Consider the following 17,284-nt stretch of genomic DNA (forward strand, 5'->3'; position numbering starts at 1 on the left):
TAGCGTGGAAAACGGGGGCTGCTCAGCCCGCCTTGGCGACGATCCGCAGGTTTCCGTCGCGCAGTTCCTCGAAGATCCAGGCATCCGGAAGCTCGAGGTTCTTCTCGGCCCGAACCAGCGTGTTGTACAGCGAAACCGCCTCGGGCAGCGCCGCGAACCGCAGGTCCGTCTGCCCCTCGAAGCAGGTCCGCCGCAGGTCCAGCTCGCAGGACGCGACGACCCCCGAGAACACCGCGTCCTTCGAGAACTTCGCGTCCTTGAACGTCGTCTTCCCCGCGAAGGTCGTCTCCGTGAAGTCGGCGTCTTCGGCGAAGCTCGTTCCGCTGAACCACGCGTGGCTCTCGAAAACCGCGCCGCGGCAGCGGAAGTACCCCAGCAGCCGGCTCGAGCCGGTGCCCGCCGCGGTCAGGTACACCCGGCCCGCGAACCGGCAGCCGCTGAAGTTGGTGCTGCTGTGCAGCGACGCATAACGCAGCAGCAGGCCGCCGACCAGCTTGCCGGAAAGGTCGAAGTACTCCAGGCTCGCGCCGGTCAGGTCCAGGTCGTACAGCGGCCCTTCGGCGTCACGCGCGGGTAGCAGGTCGGTGACCAGGCGCTGCGCCGTGAGCCGGACCGTCAGTTCGCGTTCGGCGTCCGGATCCGAGTCGACTCGCTCGAACGGCCGCCGCAGGTACGAGCACAGCACGTCCAGCACCGTCTGCGTGTACTCCGGCCGGCTCCGCGCCAACCCCGCCAACGCGTGCAGCGCCCCGACGCGCACCTGGTCCGCGTCGTGGCCCAGCAGCTCGACGGCCTTCGCGAACCGCTCGTCGGCCACCCGCTCGCGGTCCTGCTCCGCGCGCTGCGACTCCAGCTCGTGGCGGCGCCGCTCGATGTCCTGGCGTCGTTCCTCGACGCGGCGGCGGCGGTCGTTCAGCCACAGCGCGTACAGCGCCACGATCGCGCCGCCGGCGAGGCCGCCCGTTTTCAGCGCCTCGCTGCGGCTGGTCGCGGGGTCGGTCAGCAGCCAGCCGCCGACCCCGGCCAACAGCACCACCGAGGCGAAGAACGTCCACGCCAGCGGTGACCGCCACAGCTTCACCGGGTCAGGAAACCAGCATCGTGCTGACGCAGAAACCCTTGTCGTCGAAGTTCGTCGCGCTCAGCGTGCCCTTGACGTTCTTGCCCGCGGACGTCCCGGTGACCTGGCCCTCGACGAGGAACTCGTCGTCCGGCACCTCGCCGAGCGTCAGCTGCAGCGGCGGCTTGAGGAACGTCTTGAGCCACGAGTCGAGCAGGTCCTTCGAGTCCGAGCAGCCCAGCGCGAGCGCACCGGGGGTGTCGCCCGCGTTCAGCTTGTCGATGAAGCCCTGCAGCACGACCTTGGCGTCCGCGCCACCACCGGACGACGGCGGCTTGCTCGTCGACGTCGGGGTCTTCTTCGTGGTCGACTTCGGCGCGGTCGGCTTGGCCGACGTGCTCGACGACGGCGGCGCCGCGACGTTGTTCTCGTCCTTGGACAGGAAGAAGCCCGGCGCGACGAAACCGGTGACACCCAGGACGGCCAGCACGACCACCACGGTGGCGCCGATGGCGATCCACATCCCCGTCTTGCTCTGCTTGGGCGGCGCCGGCGGGCCGCCGAAGCCCTGGCCGTAGCCCCCGGACTGCTCCCAGCCCGACATCTGGCCGCCCTGGTTCGGGTCCCAGGCCTGCTGGCCGTACTGCTGCGCGTTCGGGTCCGCCCACGCCGACTGCTGCTGGGCGTTCGGGTCGGCCCACCCCTGCTGTTGCTGCGCGTTCGGGTCGCCCCACTGCGGCTGCGGACTCGCCGGGAACCCGCCCGACGGGTAGCCCTGCTGCTGGCTCGGGTCGTAGCCCTGCGGGTACTGCTGCGTTGGGTACGGCTGTTGCTGCTGGTTGGGGTCCCACCCACCCTGCTGCGGGTACGGCTGCTGGAAGCCACCGGACTGGGGCTGCTGGCCGTACGGGTCGGGCTGGCCGGGCTGGCCCGGCTGAGGCGGGTACGTCATCTTTCCATGCCTTCCGGGCGCTGGGTGTTCGTGCGCTTCCGACGTCCGCAAGGCCGGTTCGGTTCCCCCAGGACGTGGTGAGCAGCATTCTGCAAGCTCGGACGGTACGGCATGAAACCGGCTCCCGGACCGTGATGACGCGAACTCGTCACGATCCGGGAGCCGGGGGGTGCGGGTCAGCCGTTGGCGAGCGCCTGGAGCCGGTCGTAGGCACCGTTGAAGGTGTCCTGGTCGAGCGGGCTCGAGGTGTACTGCCAAACGGTGTAGAAGCCCCAGTTGTAGGGCAGGGTGCCGACCGACGACGCGTACCGCGCGACCCACAGCGGGGCCGTGCTGGAGAAGTCACCGCTCACGCAGCTGCTCCACCAGCTCGTCGACGTGTAGATCACCGGGTAGCGGCCGGTCAGGGAGTGGTAGGTGTCGTGGAAGTCGAGGATCCACGACGTCATCCCCGCCTTGCTCAGCCCGTAGCAGGTGGCGCCGTACGGGTTGTACTCCATGTCCAGTGCCCCGGGCAGCGTCTTGCCGTCCTTCGACCAGCCGCCGCCGTGGGCGACGAAGTACCGGGCCTGCGCCGCGCCGCTCGAGGTGTTCGGGGTGGCGAAGTGGTAGGCGCCGCGGATGAAGCCCTGGTTGTAGGAGCCGTTGTACTGCTGCGCGAAGTACGGGTTGGTGTAGCTGGTGCTCTCCGTGGCCTTGGTCCAGACGAACCGCTTGCCCTGGTTCCACCAGTTCGCCCAGTCGACGTTGCCCTGGTAGCTGGCGACGTCCATGCCGGCCACGGTGGCCAGCACCTGACCCGGGATGGCCTGTCCGGGCTGCGGCTGCTGCGCCGCCTTCTGCGTGTCCGGAGTCGAGGAGTCGCCTTCGACGCGCCGGATCTGCGACCCCAGTTCGTGGTTGTGCTGCGCGATGTCCGCGTTGATCGCGGACACGGGGTCGGCCTCGGGGGAGAAGGTCGCCGCCTGGGCCGTGCTGCCGAGCAGGAGCAGCGTGGCCGGGACGACCAGGGCAGCGAACAGCCGCCCTCTTCGGGAAGTGGACATCGTTGAATCCCTTCACAGATACCCTCGCTGAGGACGGCTTACTGCAGGTAGCCGCCCGTGCACGATTGTTGGTGACGAAGTGGCGTTTGTCACTCAGTTCCGTGAAATTGGGTATACGCGTGGGTGATTTTCCCGGGAAGATGATCGTCAATCGGTGACCAGTTAACACCTATAATTCGTGACCTCGGGGTTCAGCCCAGCGCGAGGGCGTGCAGCCGCTCCGCCGAGCCGTTGAACCAGTTCTGGTCGCCGGGCAGGCTGCCGCTGTCCGCGAACTGCCAGATCGTGTGGATGCTCCAGGAGGCGGGAAGCTCGCCGATGAAGGTGTTGTAGCGCGCGATCCACAGCGGATTGGCGCCGAAGCCGGCGTTGTTCGCGGTGCAGCGCTTCCACCAGCTCGTCGACGTGTAGATCGTCGGGTAGCGCCCGGTGGCCGCGCGGTAGGTCTCGGAGAAGTCGCTGATCCAGCGGACCATCCCGGCCGCGTCCTTGCCGTAGCAGGTTTCGCCGTACGGGTTGTACTCCGCGTCGAGCGCGCCCGGCAGGGTCCGGCCGTCGGCCGACCAGCCGCCGCCGTGGGCGAGGAAGTAGCGCGCCTGCGACGCGCCGTCGGAGACGTCGGGGCGGGCGAAGTGGTAGGCCCCGCGGATCAGGCCGGCGTCGTAGGACCCGTTGTACTGCTGGGCGAACTGCGGGTTGACGAACCCGGTGCCCTCGGTCGCCTTCACGTAGACGAACTTCGCGCCCGTCCGCGCCGCGCCGGGCCAGTCGACCGGGCCCTGGTGCCCGCTGACGTCGTGGCCGAGCTGCTGGTCGTCCCCGGCGTACAGCACGTCGGGCGCCGCGCCGACCCCCTCGACCTTGGCGATCTGCGAACCGGCGAAGTGGTCCGCCGCGCCTTCGTAGCTGTCGTCGGCCTTCGCCGGTGCCTGCGCGGCGACGAGCAGAACGGCGACGGCGAAGGGCAGCAGCGAACGTTTCACCCTCATGCACCCCACCCGTCTCGTCAGACTTTTCCAGTCTCACGATGCACCCGAGTCGCCGGATCGGCGACTCGGATGGTCACTCGATGGGGTTAAAACCGCAGGTCAGCGCTCTTCGTCGGCGAGCGCCTTCAGCAGGTGCTCGGCCGGCACGACCGCGGTGATCAGGTCGTGCGGGTTCACCGCGACGGGGTGCCCGCCGAGCAGGCCGACGATGTCGCGGCCGAGCACCGCCCGCGCGTGCGGCCACTCGCGCGGCACCAGCGCCTTGCGGGTGTAGGCGGGCACCATGACCCGGCCGTCGGTGTTGTGGAAGCCGATCACCGTGCGCTGCACCGGCGACATCGCGTAGACGAACAGCGTGGCGTCGAGGACCACCTTCGGCAGGTCCGACGGCGGCCGGTGCTCGGTGCGGACGAGCTGCAGCATGTGCTCGAGGTCGTTCGACGGCTCCGGGAAGCCGAGCGCCCTGGGCGAGGGGCGGTAGCGGTCGTTCGGGTGGAAGTCCGCGACGACGTCGCCGGCGCCGTTCACCGGGTAGGCCCCGACGACCGCCCACGACGGCACCGGGCCGTTCGGGTCGAAGGCCTCGTCGATGACGTAGAGCCAGCTGTTGGGGTTGGCGCGGGCGTTCGCGCGCATCTCCGCGGTGATCTCGGGCGTGCCGTGCTTGCCGGAGCGCCGGGCCTGCTGGCCGCCGCGGCGTGCGGCGCGGTTGGGCTTGCTGTGCTTGCCGGGGCGATCGGGCCCGCTTCCGGTGGGCTGCTGCGAAACCATCCGATCCGCCTCGTCCCGCTGCGCCATCTCATCCCCACGTTCTCGGGTGTGCCTGAAAGTCTTGGTGCGCCACTCTACTGTTTGCCCATGGCCTCTTCGCGTTCGGTCGACCCCGGACAGTTACGTGCGGCGGTACTGGCGATTTCACCGTGGCTGCAAGGCGACGCGCCCGACCCCGCGCGGCCGGAGCTGGCGGCGGCGGTCCGGCTCAGCCTGCGCGCGCTCGCGGCCGACGCGCCGGGCCGCACGGTCGAAGTCCGCGTGCCGCCGTTCGCGGCGGTGCAGTGCGTGGAGGGTCCGCGGCACACCCGCGGCACCCCGCCGAACGTGATCGAGACCGATCCGCGCACGTGGCTCGAACTGGCCACCGGGCGGCTGGACTGGACCACGGCGGTGGCGGACGGCCGGGTGTCCGCTTCGGGCACCCGGGCCGACCTTTCCCACTGGCTCCCCCTCGTCCGCCTCTGACGGACGAGGTGCCTACGGCTTGCGGCCGACGCCGCCGGCGATGGTCCGCTGCGCGACGTTGAGCTCCTTGAGCCGCGGGCCGTCCGGCCACCAGTCGGCGCACAGCGTCACGCCGGGATCGACCATTTCGAGGCCGGGGAACAGCTCCTCGATCTCCTTCTGCGTCCGGAACGTGCCGGAGCCCATCGGGCTGTGCACGAAGAAGTCCTCCATGCGGCGCGCGGTCGCGGAGTCCTCGTTCTCGGGGTCGAAGAAGTGGCTGAGCCCGACGAAGGAGCCGGACGGCAGCGCGTCGACGTACTCCTTCATGATCTCCTTCGGCCGGTCGGGGTCGCCCTTGAAGTGGTGCAGCGTGCCCATCTGCAGCAGCACGAGCGGCTGGGTGAAGTCGATGTGCTCGCGGACGACCTCGTTCTCGAGGATCCGCTGCGGCTCGAAGATGTCCTCGGCGACGAAGTGCGTGTGCTCGTTCTCCTCCAGCAGCGCCCGGCCGTGCGCGAGGACCACGGGGTCGTTGTCGACGTAGACGACCTTGGTCTCGGGGTTGATCCGCTGGACGACCTGGTGCGTGTTCTCCGCGGTCGGCAGGCCGGACCCGAGGTCGAGGAACTGGGTGATGCCGGTCTGGCTCGCGAGGAAGCGGCACGCGCGGATGAGGAAGCCGCGGTTCTCGAACGCGAGGTCCTGTGCCTCCGGTGCGGCCTGCTGCACCTTGTGCAGGACCTCCCGGTCGATTTCGTAGTTGTCCTTCCCGAGCAGGAAGGCGTCGTACACGCGCGCGATGCTCGCCCTGGTCGGGTCGACTCCGACGGGCACTCGTTCGGTCGTCGCGGCGTCCGGCATGGTGAACCTCGCAAGTTGTGTGTTGAAAGTCTCGTGCTCTACGTACAGTAGGACGACGCGCGCATGGGGTAAACCGGGTCACCCCTTTGCGCAAGAAGGCTTAACGTGTACTTTCGGTAGTCGGGCTAGAACCCCCTGGTGACGTGAGCGCGGAAGGTCCGGGAATGAACGCGGTGAACGCGTCCGCAGGTGAACAGAACATCGGCCCCACGGCGCGCCGCATGATCCTGGGCTCGCAGCTCCGTCGACTCCGCGAGGAAGCCGGCATCACCCGCCAGCAGGCCGGTTACAACATCCGCGGGTCCGAGTCCAAGATCAGCCGCCTCGAGCTGGGCCGCGTCGGCTTCAAGGAACGCGACGTCACCGACCTGCTCACGATGTACGGCGTCGAGGACGCGACCGAGCGCCAGACGTTCCTCGACATGGTCAAGCAGTCGAACGAGCCCGGCTGGTGGCGCCGCTTCGGCGACACGATGCCGAACTGGTTCACCGACCTCGTCGGCCTCGAAGAAGCCGCCGCCCGGATCCAGATCTGGGAGCCGCTGTACGTGTCGGGCCTGCTCCAGATCGAGCCGTACGCGCGGGCGATCTTCAGCCACGGCCGTCCGGAGATGGCCGACGAGCGCGTCGACCAGCTGGTCGCGCTGCGAATGCGGCGCCAGAAGATGTTCAGCAGGCCGGACGCGCCCCGCGTGTGGATGGTGCTCGACGAGTCGGTGCTGCACCGGCCGATCGGCGGGGTGAAGGTGCTCAAGCAGCAGATCGAGTACCTGCTGGAGATGAGCGCGCTGCCGCACGTGTCGGTGCAGGTCCTGCCGTATTCGCGAAGCGGGCTGTCGGCGGAGCACGCGTTTTCGCTGCTGCGGTTCGGCGAGCCGGAACTGCCGAACATCGCCTACGTCGAGTACCTGACCGGCGCGCACTACATCGAAAAGCGCGAAGAGATCGAGAAGTACAGCCGGGCGCTCGACATGCTGGCCGTCGACGCGGAGACGCCGGAGCGCAGCCGCGCGCTGCTGGCCAAGCGGCGCGCGGAAATCTAGGGCGTCACCCCAGCCGGTGAACCACCTCGGCAGCGCCGACGTGTGCCCACTGAGTGGTAACCCCTGGTAGCAGCTAACCCATTCGAGGCGCTATCTATCACCCGATAGGTTAACCGTGACCTGGTGATTCTTTACCGTCCGAGAACTTTGCAAGAAATTCTGCACGTGCATTTACCGCTGCACGTACACGTGCTAGCCTCCGATACGCGGGCAAATGCACATGCAGATGCAACGCCCTGGAAGCTTTTCCACATCGAGAGGTGGGACCATGGCTGAGCGATTCGAGAACGGCATCCCGGCCGACCGGCTGTCCGGTGCCGAGTGGCGCAAGGCGAGCTACAGCGGGGCCGTCGGCAACTGCGTCGAGGTGGCACCGCTGTCCAGCGGTGAGATCGCGATGCGCAACTCGCGCTTCCCGACCGGCCCGGCGCTCGTCTACACGCGCGCGGAGATGGCGGCCTTCCTGGCCGGCGCCAAGGACGGTGAGTTCGACGATGTCCTCGGCTGAGGCCGTCGCCCCCGTCTTCGACATCGAGACCGGTCTGCAGGAGCTGGTGGCCCGCGGCTACCAGTTCGTCCACCCCGCCGACGAGCGCGGCGAGGTTCTCGCCGTCGTCGGCGTGCGGGTGCACGACGACGTGGTGGACGTGGTCCGGCTCAACGCCGAAGACGACGTCGAGGCGACCCGGATGCCCGGCACCGAGGAGAACATCTTCGAGCCGGAGCGCTGGTTGTGGCGCCGCCGCGGGGAAGGCGCGCAAGTGCTCACGGAGATGCTCCAGCTGCCGGACGCTTGCTAGGGATGAAGACTTCAGGCCCTGTCCGAAGTGGTCAGTACCACGTCGGGCGGGGCCTGACTCATGTCCGCACCGTCTACACTGAAATCGGCCTGACCACGTCTTCCCAGGAGCTCCTCGGTGGTTTCCGACCCGCAGCTCGTGTCCGACCAGCCCGAACCGGAACCCCGTGAGGAGTGTGGCGTCTTCGGCGTCTGGGCTCCCGGGGAAGAAGTCGCGAAGCTGACCTACTACGGCCTCTACGCTCTGCAGCACCGGGGCCAGGAGGCCGCCGGCATTTCGGTCTCCGACGGCTCGCAGATCGTGGTCTTCAAGGACCTCGGCCTGGTCAGCCAGGTGTTCGACGAGCAGATCCTGCAGTCGCTGCAGGGGCACATCGCCGTCGGGCACTGCCGGTACTCGACCACCGGCGCGACCATCTGGGAGAACGCCCAGCCGATCTTCCGCACCACCGAGACCGGCAGCGGCCTTTCCTTCGCGCACAACGGCAACCTCGTCAACACCGCCGAGCTGCGCGAACGCACCCTCGCCGCCGGCCTCAAGCCGCACGCGGGCCTGACCGGTTCGTCGAGCGACTCCGACCTGATCTGCGGCCTGCTCGCGGCGAACGCCGCCGACAAGGGCATCGAAGCCGCCGCGATGGACCTGCTGCCCACTCTGAAGGGCGCTTTCTGCCTGGTGTTCTCCGACGAGAACACGCTCTACGCGGCGCGTGACCCGCACGGCGTGCACCCGCTGGTGCTCGGCCGGCTCGAGCGCGGCTGGGTCGTCTCCAGCGAGACGGCGGGCCTCGACATCGTCGGCGCGTCCTTCGTCCGCGAGGTCGAGCCGGGCGAGCTCATCGCGATCGACGCCGCGGGCCTGCGCTCGTCGCGGTTCGCGAACCCCGACCCCAAGGGCTGCGTCTTCGAGTACGTCTACCTGGCGCGACCCGACACCACGATCGCCGGCCGTGGCGTGCACGCCACCCGCGTCGAGATCGGCCGCCGGCTCGCCGCCGAGCAGCCGGTCGAAGCCGACCTCGTGATGCCGGTGCCGGAGTCCGGCACGCCGGCGGCGATCGGCTACGCGCAGGGTTCGGGCATCCCGTACGGCACCGGCCTGGTGAAGAACGCCTACGTCGGGCGCACGTTCATCCAGCCGTCGCAGACCATCCGCCAGCTCGGCATCCGGCTGAAGCTGAACCCGCTGCGGGACGTCATCCGCGGCAAGCGCCTGGTCGTCGTGGACGACTCGATCGTCCGCGGCAACACCCAGCGCGCGCTCGTCCGGATGCTGCGCGAGGCCGGCGCGCTCGAGGTGCACGTCCGGATCGCGTCGCCGCCCGTGCGCTGGCCGTGCTTCTACGGCATCGACTTCGCCTCGCGCGCCGAGCTGGTCGCGAACGGCGTCGACCTCGACGGCATCCGGCGCTCGATCGGAGCCGACTCCCTGGGTTACATTTCCCTGGACGGCCTGGTCGCGGCCGCGGAACAGCCGAAGTCGCGGCTGTGCACGGCGTGCTTCTCCGGCGAGTACCCGATCCCGCTCCCGGAGGACGCGCTGATCGGGAAGCACCTGCTCGAAAGCCTCGACTCGGTCAATGGCGCGGCGACCCCGGTCAGCCCCGCCGGGTACGGTGCCGAAGACGCCGTCCGGCGTCCCTGAGTTCCTTCCAGTAGGGAGTCCGTCCACCGTGAGCGAGTCCACGAGCGCCACGTACGCCGCCGCCGGGGTCAGCATCGACGCCGGCGACCAAGCCGTCGAGCTGCTCAAGCCGCACGCCCAGCGGGCCACGCGCCCGGAGGTCCTGGGTGGCGTCGGCGGCTTCGCCGGGCTCTTCTCCCTGAAGCTCGACAAGTGGAAGGAACCGGTGCTCGCGTCGTCGACCGACGGCGTCGGCACCAAGATCGCGGTCGCGCAGGCGCTGGACAAGCACGACACGGTCGGCATCGACCTGGTCGCCATGGTGGTCGACGACCTGGTCGTGACCGGCGCCGAACCGCTGTTCCTGCAGGACTACATCGCCGTCGGCAAGGTGCACCCGGAGAAGATCGCCGCGCTGGTCGGCGGCATCGCCGAAGGCTGCGTCCAGGCCGGCTGCGCGCTGCTGGGCGGCGAGACCGCCGAGCACCCGGGGCTGATGGGCGAGCACGACTACGACATGTCGGCCACCGGGGTCGGCGTGGTCGAGGCGTCGCAGCTGCTTTCGCCGGAGAAGGTCCGCCCGGGTGACGTCGTGCTGGCGCTCGGCTCGTCCGGACTGCACTCGAACGGCTACTCGCTGGCCCGGCACGTGCTGCTGGACATCGCGCGGATGCCGCTCGACGGGCACGTCGAGGAGTTCGGCCGCACCCTCGGCGAGGAGATGCTGGAGCCGACGCGCATCTACGCGAAGGACTGCCTGGCCCTGGCCGCCGAGACCGAGGTCCGGACGTTCGCGCACATCACCGGTGGTGGCCTGGAGGCCAACCTGGCCCGCGTCATGCCGCGCGGCCTGGTCGCCCGGCTCGAGCGCGGCACCTGGACCCCCGCGCCGGTGTTCGCCCTGATCGGCCAGCGCGGCAAGGTCGAGCGGGCCGAGCTGGAGAAGACGTTCAACATGGGCGTGGGCATGGTCGCGATCGTCGGCGCCGAGGACGTCGACCGGGCGCTGGCCATGCTGACCGCGCGGCACGTGCCCGCGTGGATCCTGGGCGACGTCCAGCCCGCCGGCGACGTCGACGGCCCGCGCGCGGTGCTCTCGGGCGACCACCCGCGGTTCTGAGGCGTGGCCACCGGGGACGTCGTCGTCGGCTCCCGGTTCGTCATCCCGGAAGCCGAGCTCGCCGAACGCTTCTCGCGGTCGTCCGGCCCCGGTGGTCAGGGCGTCAACACGACGGACTCGCGCGTCGAGCTGTCGTTCGACGTCGCCGGGTCGCCGTCGATCCCGGAGCACCTGCGCGACCGCGTGCTGGCCGCGTTGGAGAACCGGCTGGTCGACGGCGTCCTGACGATCGCGGCCAGCGAACACCGCTCGCAGCTGCAGAACCGCGAGGCGGCGCGCGGCCGGCTGGCGAACCTCCTGCTCGACGCGTCGGCGCCACCGCCCGCCAAGCGGCGCCCCACGAAACCGTCCCGCGGCTCGAAGGAGCGCCGCCTGGCGTCGAAGAAGCGCCGGAGCGACGTGAAACGAGGCCGCTCCGGCCGCTTCGACGACTAACGCAGCGAGAGGTGCACGCACTCGCCTGCCGGCCGGTAGCCGACGCGGGCGTACAGCCGCGCGATCCCGGCATCACCCGGGGTCAGGAACGCGGTGTGCGCGCCCTTCGCGTACGCGTCCCTGGTCAGGAACGCCGTCAGCGCGGTGGCGAGCCCGCGGTGGCGGTGGGTGTCGAGCACGCCGATGCCGGCGATCTCCGTGGTGCCATCGACGATTTCAAGGGCCACTCCACCGCCGACGATCTCGCCGGTGGCCCGGTCCTCGGCGAGTGTCGAGGTGACCCCCGTCGCTTTGCTCTTCTTCGCCCGTTCGGCTTCTTCGTCGGTGACGTCCGCCGGTTCCCCGTAGGCGCGGTTCTGCGCCGAGCGCATCCGCCGGTAGTCCTCGCCGGACTCCGGTTCGCGGATGGCGTAACCGCTCGGCGCCGGGTGGTCGGCGAACCCGGCCGGCGTGCAGGTCATCAGCGCGACCCGCCGTTCGAGCCCGTACCCCGCCTCGACCAGCAGCTTCTCCAGGTCGGGGGCGACATCGGTGAAGTACTCCAGCCGCGGGAGCAGGCCCCGTCGCCGGTAGGCCTCGGTCAGCGCGGCGATCTCGGCCGGCGTCGGCTTGGCGCCGTCGTCCGGGATCGCGTAGTTGAGCATCGGGTGCGGGGTGCCCGGCGAGTAGGTGGCCAGGAAGGGGCCGACCCGCTCGGTCTCCCGGCCGCGTGGTGCCGTCTTGCGGACATACGCCTGAATGGCGGACATGTGAACCTTTCGAAAGCACGTCAAGGAACCGCGGCCCGGCTGTGGGCCTGCGGGCGGATCGCTGGGCGTCGGGCCTAGCGGGGGCCGACGCCGGAACCGGCGTCAGGCATAGGCGGTCATTCCTTGACTCGAAAGGGACAGTCCTCCAGGTCATCCTGGCACGGCCCGCAACCGGATTACTGGCGCTCCGGGTGGGCGATGGCCGCGTACCGCTTGTCCCAGACCGAACGCGGGACGCGCATCCTGAGCGTGGGCGACTCGCAGATCCGCCGCCGCTGCGCCGGGACGGTCACCGGCGGCGGCGGGTCCAGTGCGCGCCACCCGCGACGGCTCAGCGCGGCGCCGAGCGTCGCGCCCGCGGTGTTGAGCAGGACGTCGTCGGCCGAGGTGACCCGACCGCAGTGGATCAGATATTGCGTGCCTTCCACCAGCACGGACGCGAGCAACGCGGCCAGCGCGACCCGCAGGAGTGTGCGCAGGCGGCGGACCCGCAACGGCAGCAACGCGCCGAGCGGACACAGCAGCAGGACGTTGCCGATCACCTGCCAGAGTGACCCGTCGTCGGCGAAGGCGGCGGTGATGTCGGAGCCGGGAACGAGGTCGAGGGTGCTGTCGGACGAGCCGCCGACGGGCATGATGACCAGGCAAAACACGAGAAAGGCCAGGAGTGCGGCCGCGCAGTCGACGCCGGCCGTCGCGGTCGCGAAGCGGGCCGGGAGTCTCCGTCGTCGCCGCGACGCGAGCAGTGGCCACCCCAGCAGCGCGTACGGCAGCGCGATCGCCGAAATCGGAATCATCCCCCAGAAGGCGCGAAGCAGCGCTTCCATGCGCGTCCTCTCTTGGAACCCCTCCACTCGATTTCACCTTCGCACCACAAGATCGACTCGGCAGTCCGAGCGAGCCGCACTATTCGGTGATCTTTCCGGTGGCGGTGTTTGCCTTCCCGTGGTTCGGTCGGGAAGCGCACTGTCCACTGTGGAGATTGTGGACAACCCTGTGGATGGATTCGGGGACTTTGTGAGGAAGCCTTACTTCACAACGAAAAGCCGTGTGCCGGGCCTGTGTACTACTCGGCGAGCGCGCGGGCCTGTTCGAGCAGGGTCTGCAGGTGCAGGCCGCGCCGGACGTCGCACGGGTGGGTGGTGGTGCCGCTCGCGATCATCGCGGCGAAGTCGTCCAGCAGCGCGGTGTAGGACTCCTGCGCCGAGCCCGGTTTGCGGCCGAGCGTCCGGTACCCGTGCTCACCCCAGACGGCGACTTCGACGACGGTCGGCTGCACCGGCAGCCGCAGCGAGAGCGTCGCGGTGCTGATCACGTCGCCTTCGTGAGCGAGCATCAGGTGCCAGAGGTCGCCGGGGCTCCGCCGGGCGGCGACGACCTCGGTGATCGGGCCGAGCGCCGCGTCCAGCATGTCGAGCGCGTGCGGGCCGATGTCGAACAGCGCGCCGCCGTCGTCCTGGCGCCACTCCGATGCGGCGTACTGGCCGCCGAGCAGGGCGCCGGACAGCCAGCGCGCGCCACCGCCCGCCCAGCCGCCCGCCTGGGCGAGGCCGGCGAGCCAGTCCTGGGTCTGCGCCGAGTACCGCAGGGTCAGCACGACGAGCGCGGCGACGTCCGCGGCCGCGACGGCGTCGGCCAGCCGCTGGGCCCCGGCCAGGTCGGCGGCGATCGGCTTCTCCAGGATCAGGTGCTTCCCGGCTTCGGCGGCGCGCACGCCCAGCTCGGCCTGGACCGACGGCGGAACGGCGAACGCGACCGCGTCGACCTGCTCGAACAGCTCCTCGACGCTGCCGGCGGTGGCCGCGCAGTGCGTATCCGCAAGCGCTTGCGCCGCCTCCGGCCGCCGGGCCCAGACCGCGGTCAGCGCCGTGCCGGGGTGATCCGCCAGTCCGGGCGCGTGGATCGTCGTCGCCCACGGGCCGGCGCCGATCAGGCCGACGCGCAGCTGTCCGTCCGCGATGAGCTGTCCCACGGCCCGCAGTCTAGGTGTGGTGCTCGTCGCGCCGGAACCGCGTCCGCCGCTGGTTAAGGTTCTTGCATGATCGCCGCACGTTTCGCCCGCTTGTCCGCCGTTTGCGCCCTCCTGCTGGGCGCCTCCTTCGCGGGCGCCGCGCCCGCCTCGGCGACGGGCACCGCGGGGTCCTGCCCCGAGGGCGGCGGTGTGACGGTGGTCGTCGACTTCGGCGACCTGGGCCCGCAGCCTTTGGTCCGCTGCGCCCCGGGCGCGCCCGCGACCGGCCTCGCCGCCCTGCAGGGGGCTGGGTTCGACGTCGCAGGTTCACAGAAGTACGGCCTGGCCATCGCCTGTCGCATCAACGGCTTGCCGGGGCCGGACGTCGAGTCGTGCACGGGGATGCCGTCGGCGACGGCTTACTGGAGCTACTGGCACGCATGGGCCGGCGGGGCCTGGCAGTCCAGCTCCGAGGGCGCGAAGACGGCCAAGCCGGTGCCGAACGGCTTCGAGGGCTGGTCGTTCGCGCGGACGCAGTCGGTGAACGAACAGCCGCCCCCGCCCCGCGTCGCGGCGGCGTGGCAGCCGGACGCGCCCGCTCCGGCGCCCGTCGAACAGGGCAGTTCGTTCCCGTGGGGCCTGGTCATCGGGGCCGTCGTGATCGTGGTGGTCGCCGGCGCCGGGATCGTCGTGGCCCGTCGCCGGCGTGCGCAGTAGGGCGCTGCACCCCGGCGCCTGGTGGGTCTGGGCGCTCGCGCTGGCCGTCGCCGCCAGCCGGACGACGAACCCGCTGCTGCTCGGCCTGATCATCGCCGTCGCGGGGTTCGTCGTCGCGAACCGGCGCGGTGACGCGCCTTGGGCGCTGGCGTTCCGGCTCTACGCGTACGTCGGCGCGCTGATCGTGGCGTCGCGCTTGCTGTTCCGGATCCTGGTCGGCGGCGAAGACGGCGGGCACGTGCTGCTCGCGCTGCCGCGGATCTCCTTGACGGCCGGGTTGTCCCTGCTGGGGCCGACGTCGGCGGAGGCGTTGCTCGGCGGCTTCTACGACGGCCTGCGGCTGGCGACGATGGTCGTCTGCGTCGGCGCGGCGAACGCCCTGGCCAACCCGAAACGCCTGCTCAAGGCCGTTCCCGGGGCGCTGTACGAGGTGGGCACGGCGGTCACGGTGGCCCTGACGGTCGCGCCGCAGCTCGTCGAGAGCGTCCAGCGCGTGCGGCGGGCGCGGCGGCTGCGGGCGGGCCGGACTCGCGGGCTGCGGGCGGTCAAGGGCATCGTGGTGCCGGTGCTGGAGGACGCGATGGACCGGGCGCTGCGGCTGGCGGCCGCGATGGACTCCCGGGGCTACGGGCGCCGGGCGTACTTGAGCCCGGGCGTGCGGGTGCTGATCGCTTTTTGTGTCCTGCTCGGGCTGGTGGGCGTGTGCGTCGGCGTCTACGGCGTGCTCGACGGGACGTCGTCGTGGCCCGGGGTGCCGCTGCTGGCCGCGGGCCTGGCGGTGGCGGTCGTCGGGTTCGTCGCCGGCGGGCGGCGCGTCCGGCGGACGGCGTACCGGCCCGATCCGTGGCGGTGGCCCGAGACGGCGGTCGCGCTGGCCGGGGTCGGGTCGTGCGCGCTGCTGTTCGTTTCCGCCCGGGTCGATCCGGCGAACCTGTACCCGTCGTTGAGCCCGTTGCGGTGGCCGGAGGTTTCCCTGGTGCACGTGGTTTCCCTGCTCGTCGCGGTGCTGCCCGCGTTCGTGGCGCCGCCTCCGCCGGCGGTGGTCCGGTGATCGAGTTCTCGCGGGTCACGGTGACCTACCCGGACGCTGCCCGTCCGGTGCTCTCGGACGTGTCCTTGCGGGTCGAAGAGGGTGAGCTGTGCCTGGTCGCGGGGCCGACCGGGGCCGGCAAGTCGACGTTCCTCGGCGCGGTCAACGGGCTCGTCCCGCACTTCACGGGCGGCACCTTGGCCGGTCGCGTGCTGGTCGGCGGGCTGGACACCGCTGCCCATCCGCCGCGTGAGCTGGCTTCGGTCGTCGGGGTGGTCGGACAGGACCCGCTCGCCGGGTTCGTCACCGACACCGTCGAGGAGGAACTGGCGTACGCGATGGAGCAGCTGGCGGTGGCGCCGGACGTCATGCGCAAGCGCGTGGAGGAAACCCTCGACCTGCTGGGGATCGCGGAGCTGCGCAACCGTCCACTTCGGACGTTGTCGGGCGGGCAGCAGCAGCGCGTCGCGATCGGCTCGGTGCTGACGGCGCACCCGTCGGTCGTGGTGCTCGACGAGCCGACGTCGGCGCTCGACCCGACGGCGGCCGAGGACGTGCTGGCGGCGATCACGCGGCTGGTGCACGACCTCGGGACCACGGTGGTCGTCGCGGAGCACCGGATGGAGCGGGTGGCCCAGTACGCGGACCGCTTGCTGTACCTGCCGGGTGACGGTTCGGTGCGGTCGGGCCCGCCCGCCGAGATCCTGGCGACGTCGTCGATCGCCCCGCCGATCGCCGAGCTGGGGCGGCTCGCGGGCTGGTCACCGCTGCCGTTGTCGGTCCGGGACGCGCGGCGGGTCGCGGGGCCGTTGCGGTCGCGGCTGGAGCGGCGTTCTCCGAAATTGTCGGTGGTGGGTCGTACCCTCTCGGTGACCGGTTCGGCACTGGACGTGAGAGAGGTGGTGGTCCGATACGGGGATGTCCTCGCGGTGCGTGGGGTGGACCTGCGCGTCGGGCAGGGGGAAGTAGTCGCGCTGATGGGACGCAACGGCTCCGGCAAGTCGTCGCTTCTCTGGGCGGTGCAGGGCAGCGGGCCGAGGTCGGCGGGGAAGGTCGACGTCGGCGGAGCAGACCCGGCATCGCTCAAGCCACGAGCGGCCCGTCAGTGCGTGGGGCTGGTCCCGCAGACCCCGGCCGACCTGCTGTACCTCGATTCGGTCGACGCCGAGTGCGCACAGGCCGACACGGAGTCCGAGGTGCCGGCGGGCACGGCCAGGGCCCTGCTGGACCGGCTCGCCCCCGGGATCGCCGGTGAAGCGCACCCCGGCGACCTGTCCGAAGGGCAGCGACTGGCACTGGTGCTGGCGGTCCAGCTGGCGGCGGCCCCGCCGGTCGTGCTCTTGGACGAGCCGACGCGCGGCCTCGACTACCACGCGAAACGGCGCTTCGCGGCGACCCTGCGAGAGCTGGCCTCGCAGGGCCACGCGGTAGTGCTGGCCACCCACGACGTCGAGTTCGTGGCCACGGTGGCGAGCCGCGTGGTGGTCATGGCCGAGGGCGAGGTGGTGGCGGACGGCCCGACGAAGGAGGTCATCGTCGCGTCACCGGCGTTCGCACCGCAGGTGGCGAAGATCCTGGCGCCCGAGCGGTGGCTGACGGTGGACGAGGTAGCCGAGGCGCTGGCATGAGGACGGCGGAGGCGGAGGCGGAGGCGGAGGGGCGGGTGGGGCGGGGCGGGGGCAGGCGG

At 70.8% G+C, this 17,284-nt stretch carries 19 protein-coding genes; 10 read left to right on the forward strand and 9 right to left on the reverse strand.

Features of this window, described 5'->3' with window-relative positions:
- Positions 1 to 22: 22 nt before the first annotated feature.
- The 5 genes from ACWEVP_RS07865 to ACWEVP_RS07885 all read right to left on the reverse strand — a co-directional run bounded on the left by ACWEVP_RS07865 (position 23) and on the right by ACWEVP_RS07885 (position 4,845).
- Positions 23 to 1,081, reverse strand: coding sequence for a pentapeptide repeat-containing protein (locus ACWEVP_RS07865; protein ID WP_452061829.1), 1,059 nt, complete (start codon positions 1,079 to 1,081; stop codon positions 23 to 25).
- Between the two features lie 4 nt (positions 1,082 to 1,085).
- The gene (locus ACWEVP_RS07870; protein WP_452061830.1) at positions 1,086 to 2,012 is read right to left on the reverse strand and encodes a hypothetical protein; all 927 of its coding nucleotides are present in this window, start codon (positions 2,010 to 2,012) and stop codon (positions 1,086 to 1,088) included.
- Between the two features lie 176 nt (positions 2,013 to 2,188).
- Complete coding sequence (locus ACWEVP_RS07875) at positions 2,189 to 3,058, reverse strand: lysozyme (protein ID WP_452061831.1); 870 nt, start codon at positions 3,056 to 3,058, stop codon at positions 2,189 to 2,191.
- 191 nt (positions 3,059 to 3,249) lie between these two features.
- Positions 3,250 to 4,047: a lysozyme gene (locus ACWEVP_RS07880; RefSeq protein WP_452061832.1), complete on the reverse strand. Its 798-nt coding sequence runs from the start codon at positions 4,045 to 4,047 to the stop codon at positions 3,250 to 3,252.
- A 99-nt stretch (positions 4,048 to 4,146) separates the two neighbouring features.
- Positions 4,147 to 4,845: a type VII secretion system-associated protein gene (locus ACWEVP_RS07885; RefSeq protein ID WP_452061833.1), complete on the reverse strand. Its 699-nt coding sequence runs from the start codon at positions 4,843 to 4,845 to the stop codon at positions 4,147 to 4,149.
- A gap of 60 nt (positions 4,846 to 4,905) precedes the next feature.
- On the opposite strand from ACWEVP_RS07885, the gene ACWEVP_RS07890 reads away from it, so the two are divergent.
- Complete coding sequence (locus tag ACWEVP_RS07890; RefSeq protein ID WP_364447750.1) at positions 4,906 to 5,286, forward strand: sterol carrier family protein; 381 nt, start codon at positions 4,906 to 4,908, stop codon at positions 5,284 to 5,286.
- Between the two features lie 12 nt (positions 5,287 to 5,298).
- Here ACWEVP_RS07890 and ACWEVP_RS07895 read toward each other — a convergent pair whose 3' ends face one another.
- Positions 5,299 to 6,129, reverse strand: coding sequence for an SAM-dependent methyltransferase (locus tag ACWEVP_RS07895; protein WP_452061834.1), 831 nt, complete (start codon positions 6,127 to 6,129; stop codon positions 5,299 to 5,301).
- Between the two features lie 164 nt (positions 6,130 to 6,293).
- Here ACWEVP_RS07895 and ACWEVP_RS07900 point away from each other — a divergent pair, with 164 nt between their 5' ends.
- From ACWEVP_RS07900 to arfB, 6 genes are all read left to right on the forward strand, one after another.
- Complete coding sequence (locus tag ACWEVP_RS07900; RefSeq protein ID WP_452061835.1) at positions 6,294 to 7,172, forward strand: helix-turn-helix domain-containing protein; 879 nt, start codon at positions 6,294 to 6,296, stop codon at positions 7,170 to 7,172.
- 268 nt (positions 7,173 to 7,440) lie between these two features.
- Positions 7,441 to 7,680, forward strand: coding sequence for a DUF397 domain-containing protein (locus ACWEVP_RS07905; RefSeq protein WP_072475608.1), 240 nt, complete (start codon positions 7,441 to 7,443; stop codon positions 7,678 to 7,680).
- The gene (locus ACWEVP_RS07910; protein ID WP_452061836.1) at positions 7,667 to 7,972 is read left to right on the forward strand and encodes a hypothetical protein; all 306 of its coding nucleotides are present in this window, start codon (positions 7,667 to 7,669) and stop codon (positions 7,970 to 7,972) included. Before ACWEVP_RS07905 ends, ACWEVP_RS07910 begins: the two co-directional genes overlap by 14 nt.
- A gap of 117 nt (positions 7,973 to 8,089) precedes the next feature.
- Positions 8,090 to 9,616 carry an amidophosphoribosyltransferase gene (purF, locus tag ACWEVP_RS07915; RefSeq protein WP_452061837.1) on the forward strand — a complete coding sequence of 509 codons (1,527 nt, stop codon included), beginning with the start codon at positions 8,090 to 8,092 and terminating at the stop codon, positions 9,614 to 9,616.
- Between the two features lie 28 nt (positions 9,617 to 9,644).
- The gene (purM, locus tag ACWEVP_RS07920) at positions 9,645 to 10,715 is read left to right on the forward strand and encodes a phosphoribosylformylglycinamidine cyclo-ligase (protein WP_452061838.1); all 1,071 of its coding nucleotides are present in this window, start codon (positions 9,645 to 9,647) and stop codon (positions 10,713 to 10,715) included.
- Between the two features lie 3 nt (positions 10,716 to 10,718).
- On the forward strand, positions 10,719 to 11,150 hold the full coding sequence (gene arfB, locus ACWEVP_RS07925) for an alternative ribosome rescue aminoacyl-tRNA hydrolase ArfB (RefSeq protein ID WP_452061839.1): 432 nt from the start codon (positions 10,719 to 10,721) through the stop codon (positions 11,148 to 11,150).
- On the opposite strand, the gene ACWEVP_RS07930 is transcribed toward arfB, so the two are convergent.
- The 3 genes from ACWEVP_RS07930 to ACWEVP_RS07940 form a co-directional block, all read right to left on the reverse strand.
- Positions 11,147 to 11,899 (reverse strand): GNAT family N-acetyltransferase, encoded by a 753-nt coding sequence (locus ACWEVP_RS07930; protein ID WP_452061840.1) that lies wholly within the window; start codon positions 11,897 to 11,899, stop codon positions 11,147 to 11,149. The two genes, arfB and ACWEVP_RS07930, sit on opposite strands and share 4 nt — an antisense overlap.
- A gap of 176 nt (positions 11,900 to 12,075) precedes the next feature.
- Positions 12,076 to 12,726, reverse strand: coding sequence for a VanZ family protein (locus tag ACWEVP_RS07935; RefSeq protein WP_452061841.1), 651 nt, complete (start codon positions 12,724 to 12,726; stop codon positions 12,076 to 12,078).
- A 239-nt stretch (positions 12,727 to 12,965) separates the two neighbouring features.
- A complete protein-coding gene (locus tag ACWEVP_RS07940) occupies positions 12,966 to 13,871 on the reverse strand; it encodes a Gfo/Idh/MocA family protein (RefSeq protein WP_452061842.1) in 906 nt (301 codons plus the stop codon).
- A gap of 66 nt (positions 13,872 to 13,937) precedes the next feature.
- Here ACWEVP_RS07940 and ACWEVP_RS07945 point away from each other — a divergent pair, with 66 nt between their 5' ends.
- Genes ACWEVP_RS07945 through ACWEVP_RS07955 form a run of 3 tightly spaced genes read left to right on the forward strand, consistent with a single transcriptional unit; the run spans position 13,938 to position 17,225 of the window.
- Positions 13,938 to 14,567: a hypothetical protein gene (locus ACWEVP_RS07945; RefSeq protein ID WP_452061843.1), complete on the forward strand. Its 630-nt coding sequence runs from the start codon at positions 13,938 to 13,940 to the stop codon at positions 14,565 to 14,567.
- The gene (locus ACWEVP_RS07950; RefSeq protein WP_452061844.1) at positions 14,557 to 15,618 is read left to right on the forward strand and encodes a CbiQ family ECF transporter T component; all 1,062 of its coding nucleotides are present in this window, start codon (positions 14,557 to 14,559) and stop codon (positions 15,616 to 15,618) included. The genes ACWEVP_RS07945 and ACWEVP_RS07950 overlap by 11 nt, the downstream gene beginning before the upstream one ends.
- Positions 15,615 to 17,225 carry an ABC transporter ATP-binding protein gene (locus tag ACWEVP_RS07955; RefSeq protein WP_452061845.1) on the forward strand — a complete coding sequence of 537 codons (1,611 nt, stop codon included), beginning with the start codon at positions 15,615 to 15,617 and terminating at the stop codon, positions 17,223 to 17,225. The genes ACWEVP_RS07950 and ACWEVP_RS07955 overlap by 4 nt, the downstream gene beginning before the upstream one ends.
- Positions 17,226 to 17,284: the final 59 nt, after the last annotated feature.

The sequence above is a fragment of the Amycolatopsis sp. NPDC003865 genome (assembly GCF_053605345.1).

Excerpts from the sequence above, each read along its gene's own strand:
- ACWEVP_RS07870 (WP_452061830.1), bottom strand. The coding sequence starts at position 2,012 with ATGACGTACCCGCCTCAGCCGGGCCAGCCCGGCCAGCCCGACCCGTAC.
- ACWEVP_RS07875 (WP_452061831.1), bottom strand. The coding sequence starts at position 3,058 with ATGTCCACTTCCCGAAGAGGGCGGCTGTTCGCTGCCCTGGTCGTCCCG.
- ACWEVP_RS07880 (WP_452061832.1), bottom strand. The coding sequence starts at position 4,047 with ATGAGGGTGAAACGTTCGCTGCTGCCCTTCGCCGTCGCCGTTCTGCTC.
- ACWEVP_RS07885 (WP_452061833.1), bottom strand. The coding sequence starts at position 4,845 with ATGGCGCAGCGGGACGAGGCGGATCGGATGGTTTCGCAGCAGCCCACC.
- ACWEVP_RS07890 (WP_364447750.1), top strand. The coding sequence starts at position 4,906 with ATGGCCTCTTCGCGTTCGGTCGACCCCGGACAGTTACGTGCGGCGGTA.
- ACWEVP_RS07895 (WP_452061834.1), bottom strand. The coding sequence starts at position 6,129 with ATGCCGGACGCCGCGACGACCGAACGAGTGCCCGTCGGAGTCGACCCG.
- ACWEVP_RS07900 (WP_452061835.1), top strand. The coding sequence starts at position 6,294 with ATGAACGCGGTGAACGCGTCCGCAGGTGAACAGAACATCGGCCCCACG.
- ACWEVP_RS07905 (WP_072475608.1), top strand. The coding sequence starts at position 7,441 with ATGGCTGAGCGATTCGAGAACGGCATCCCGGCCGACCGGCTGTCCGGT.
- ACWEVP_RS07910 (WP_452061836.1), top strand. The coding sequence starts at position 7,667 with ATGTCCTCGGCTGAGGCCGTCGCCCCCGTCTTCGACATCGAGACCGGT.
- ACWEVP_RS07930 (WP_452061840.1), bottom strand. The coding sequence starts at position 11,899 with ATGTCCGCCATTCAGGCGTATGTCCGCAAGACGGCACCACGCGGCCGG.
- ACWEVP_RS07935 (WP_452061841.1), bottom strand. The coding sequence starts at position 12,726 with ATGGAAGCGCTGCTTCGCGCCTTCTGGGGGATGATTCCGATTTCGGCG.
- ACWEVP_RS07945 (WP_452061843.1), top strand. The coding sequence starts at position 13,938 with ATGATCGCCGCACGTTTCGCCCGCTTGTCCGCCGTTTGCGCCCTCCTG.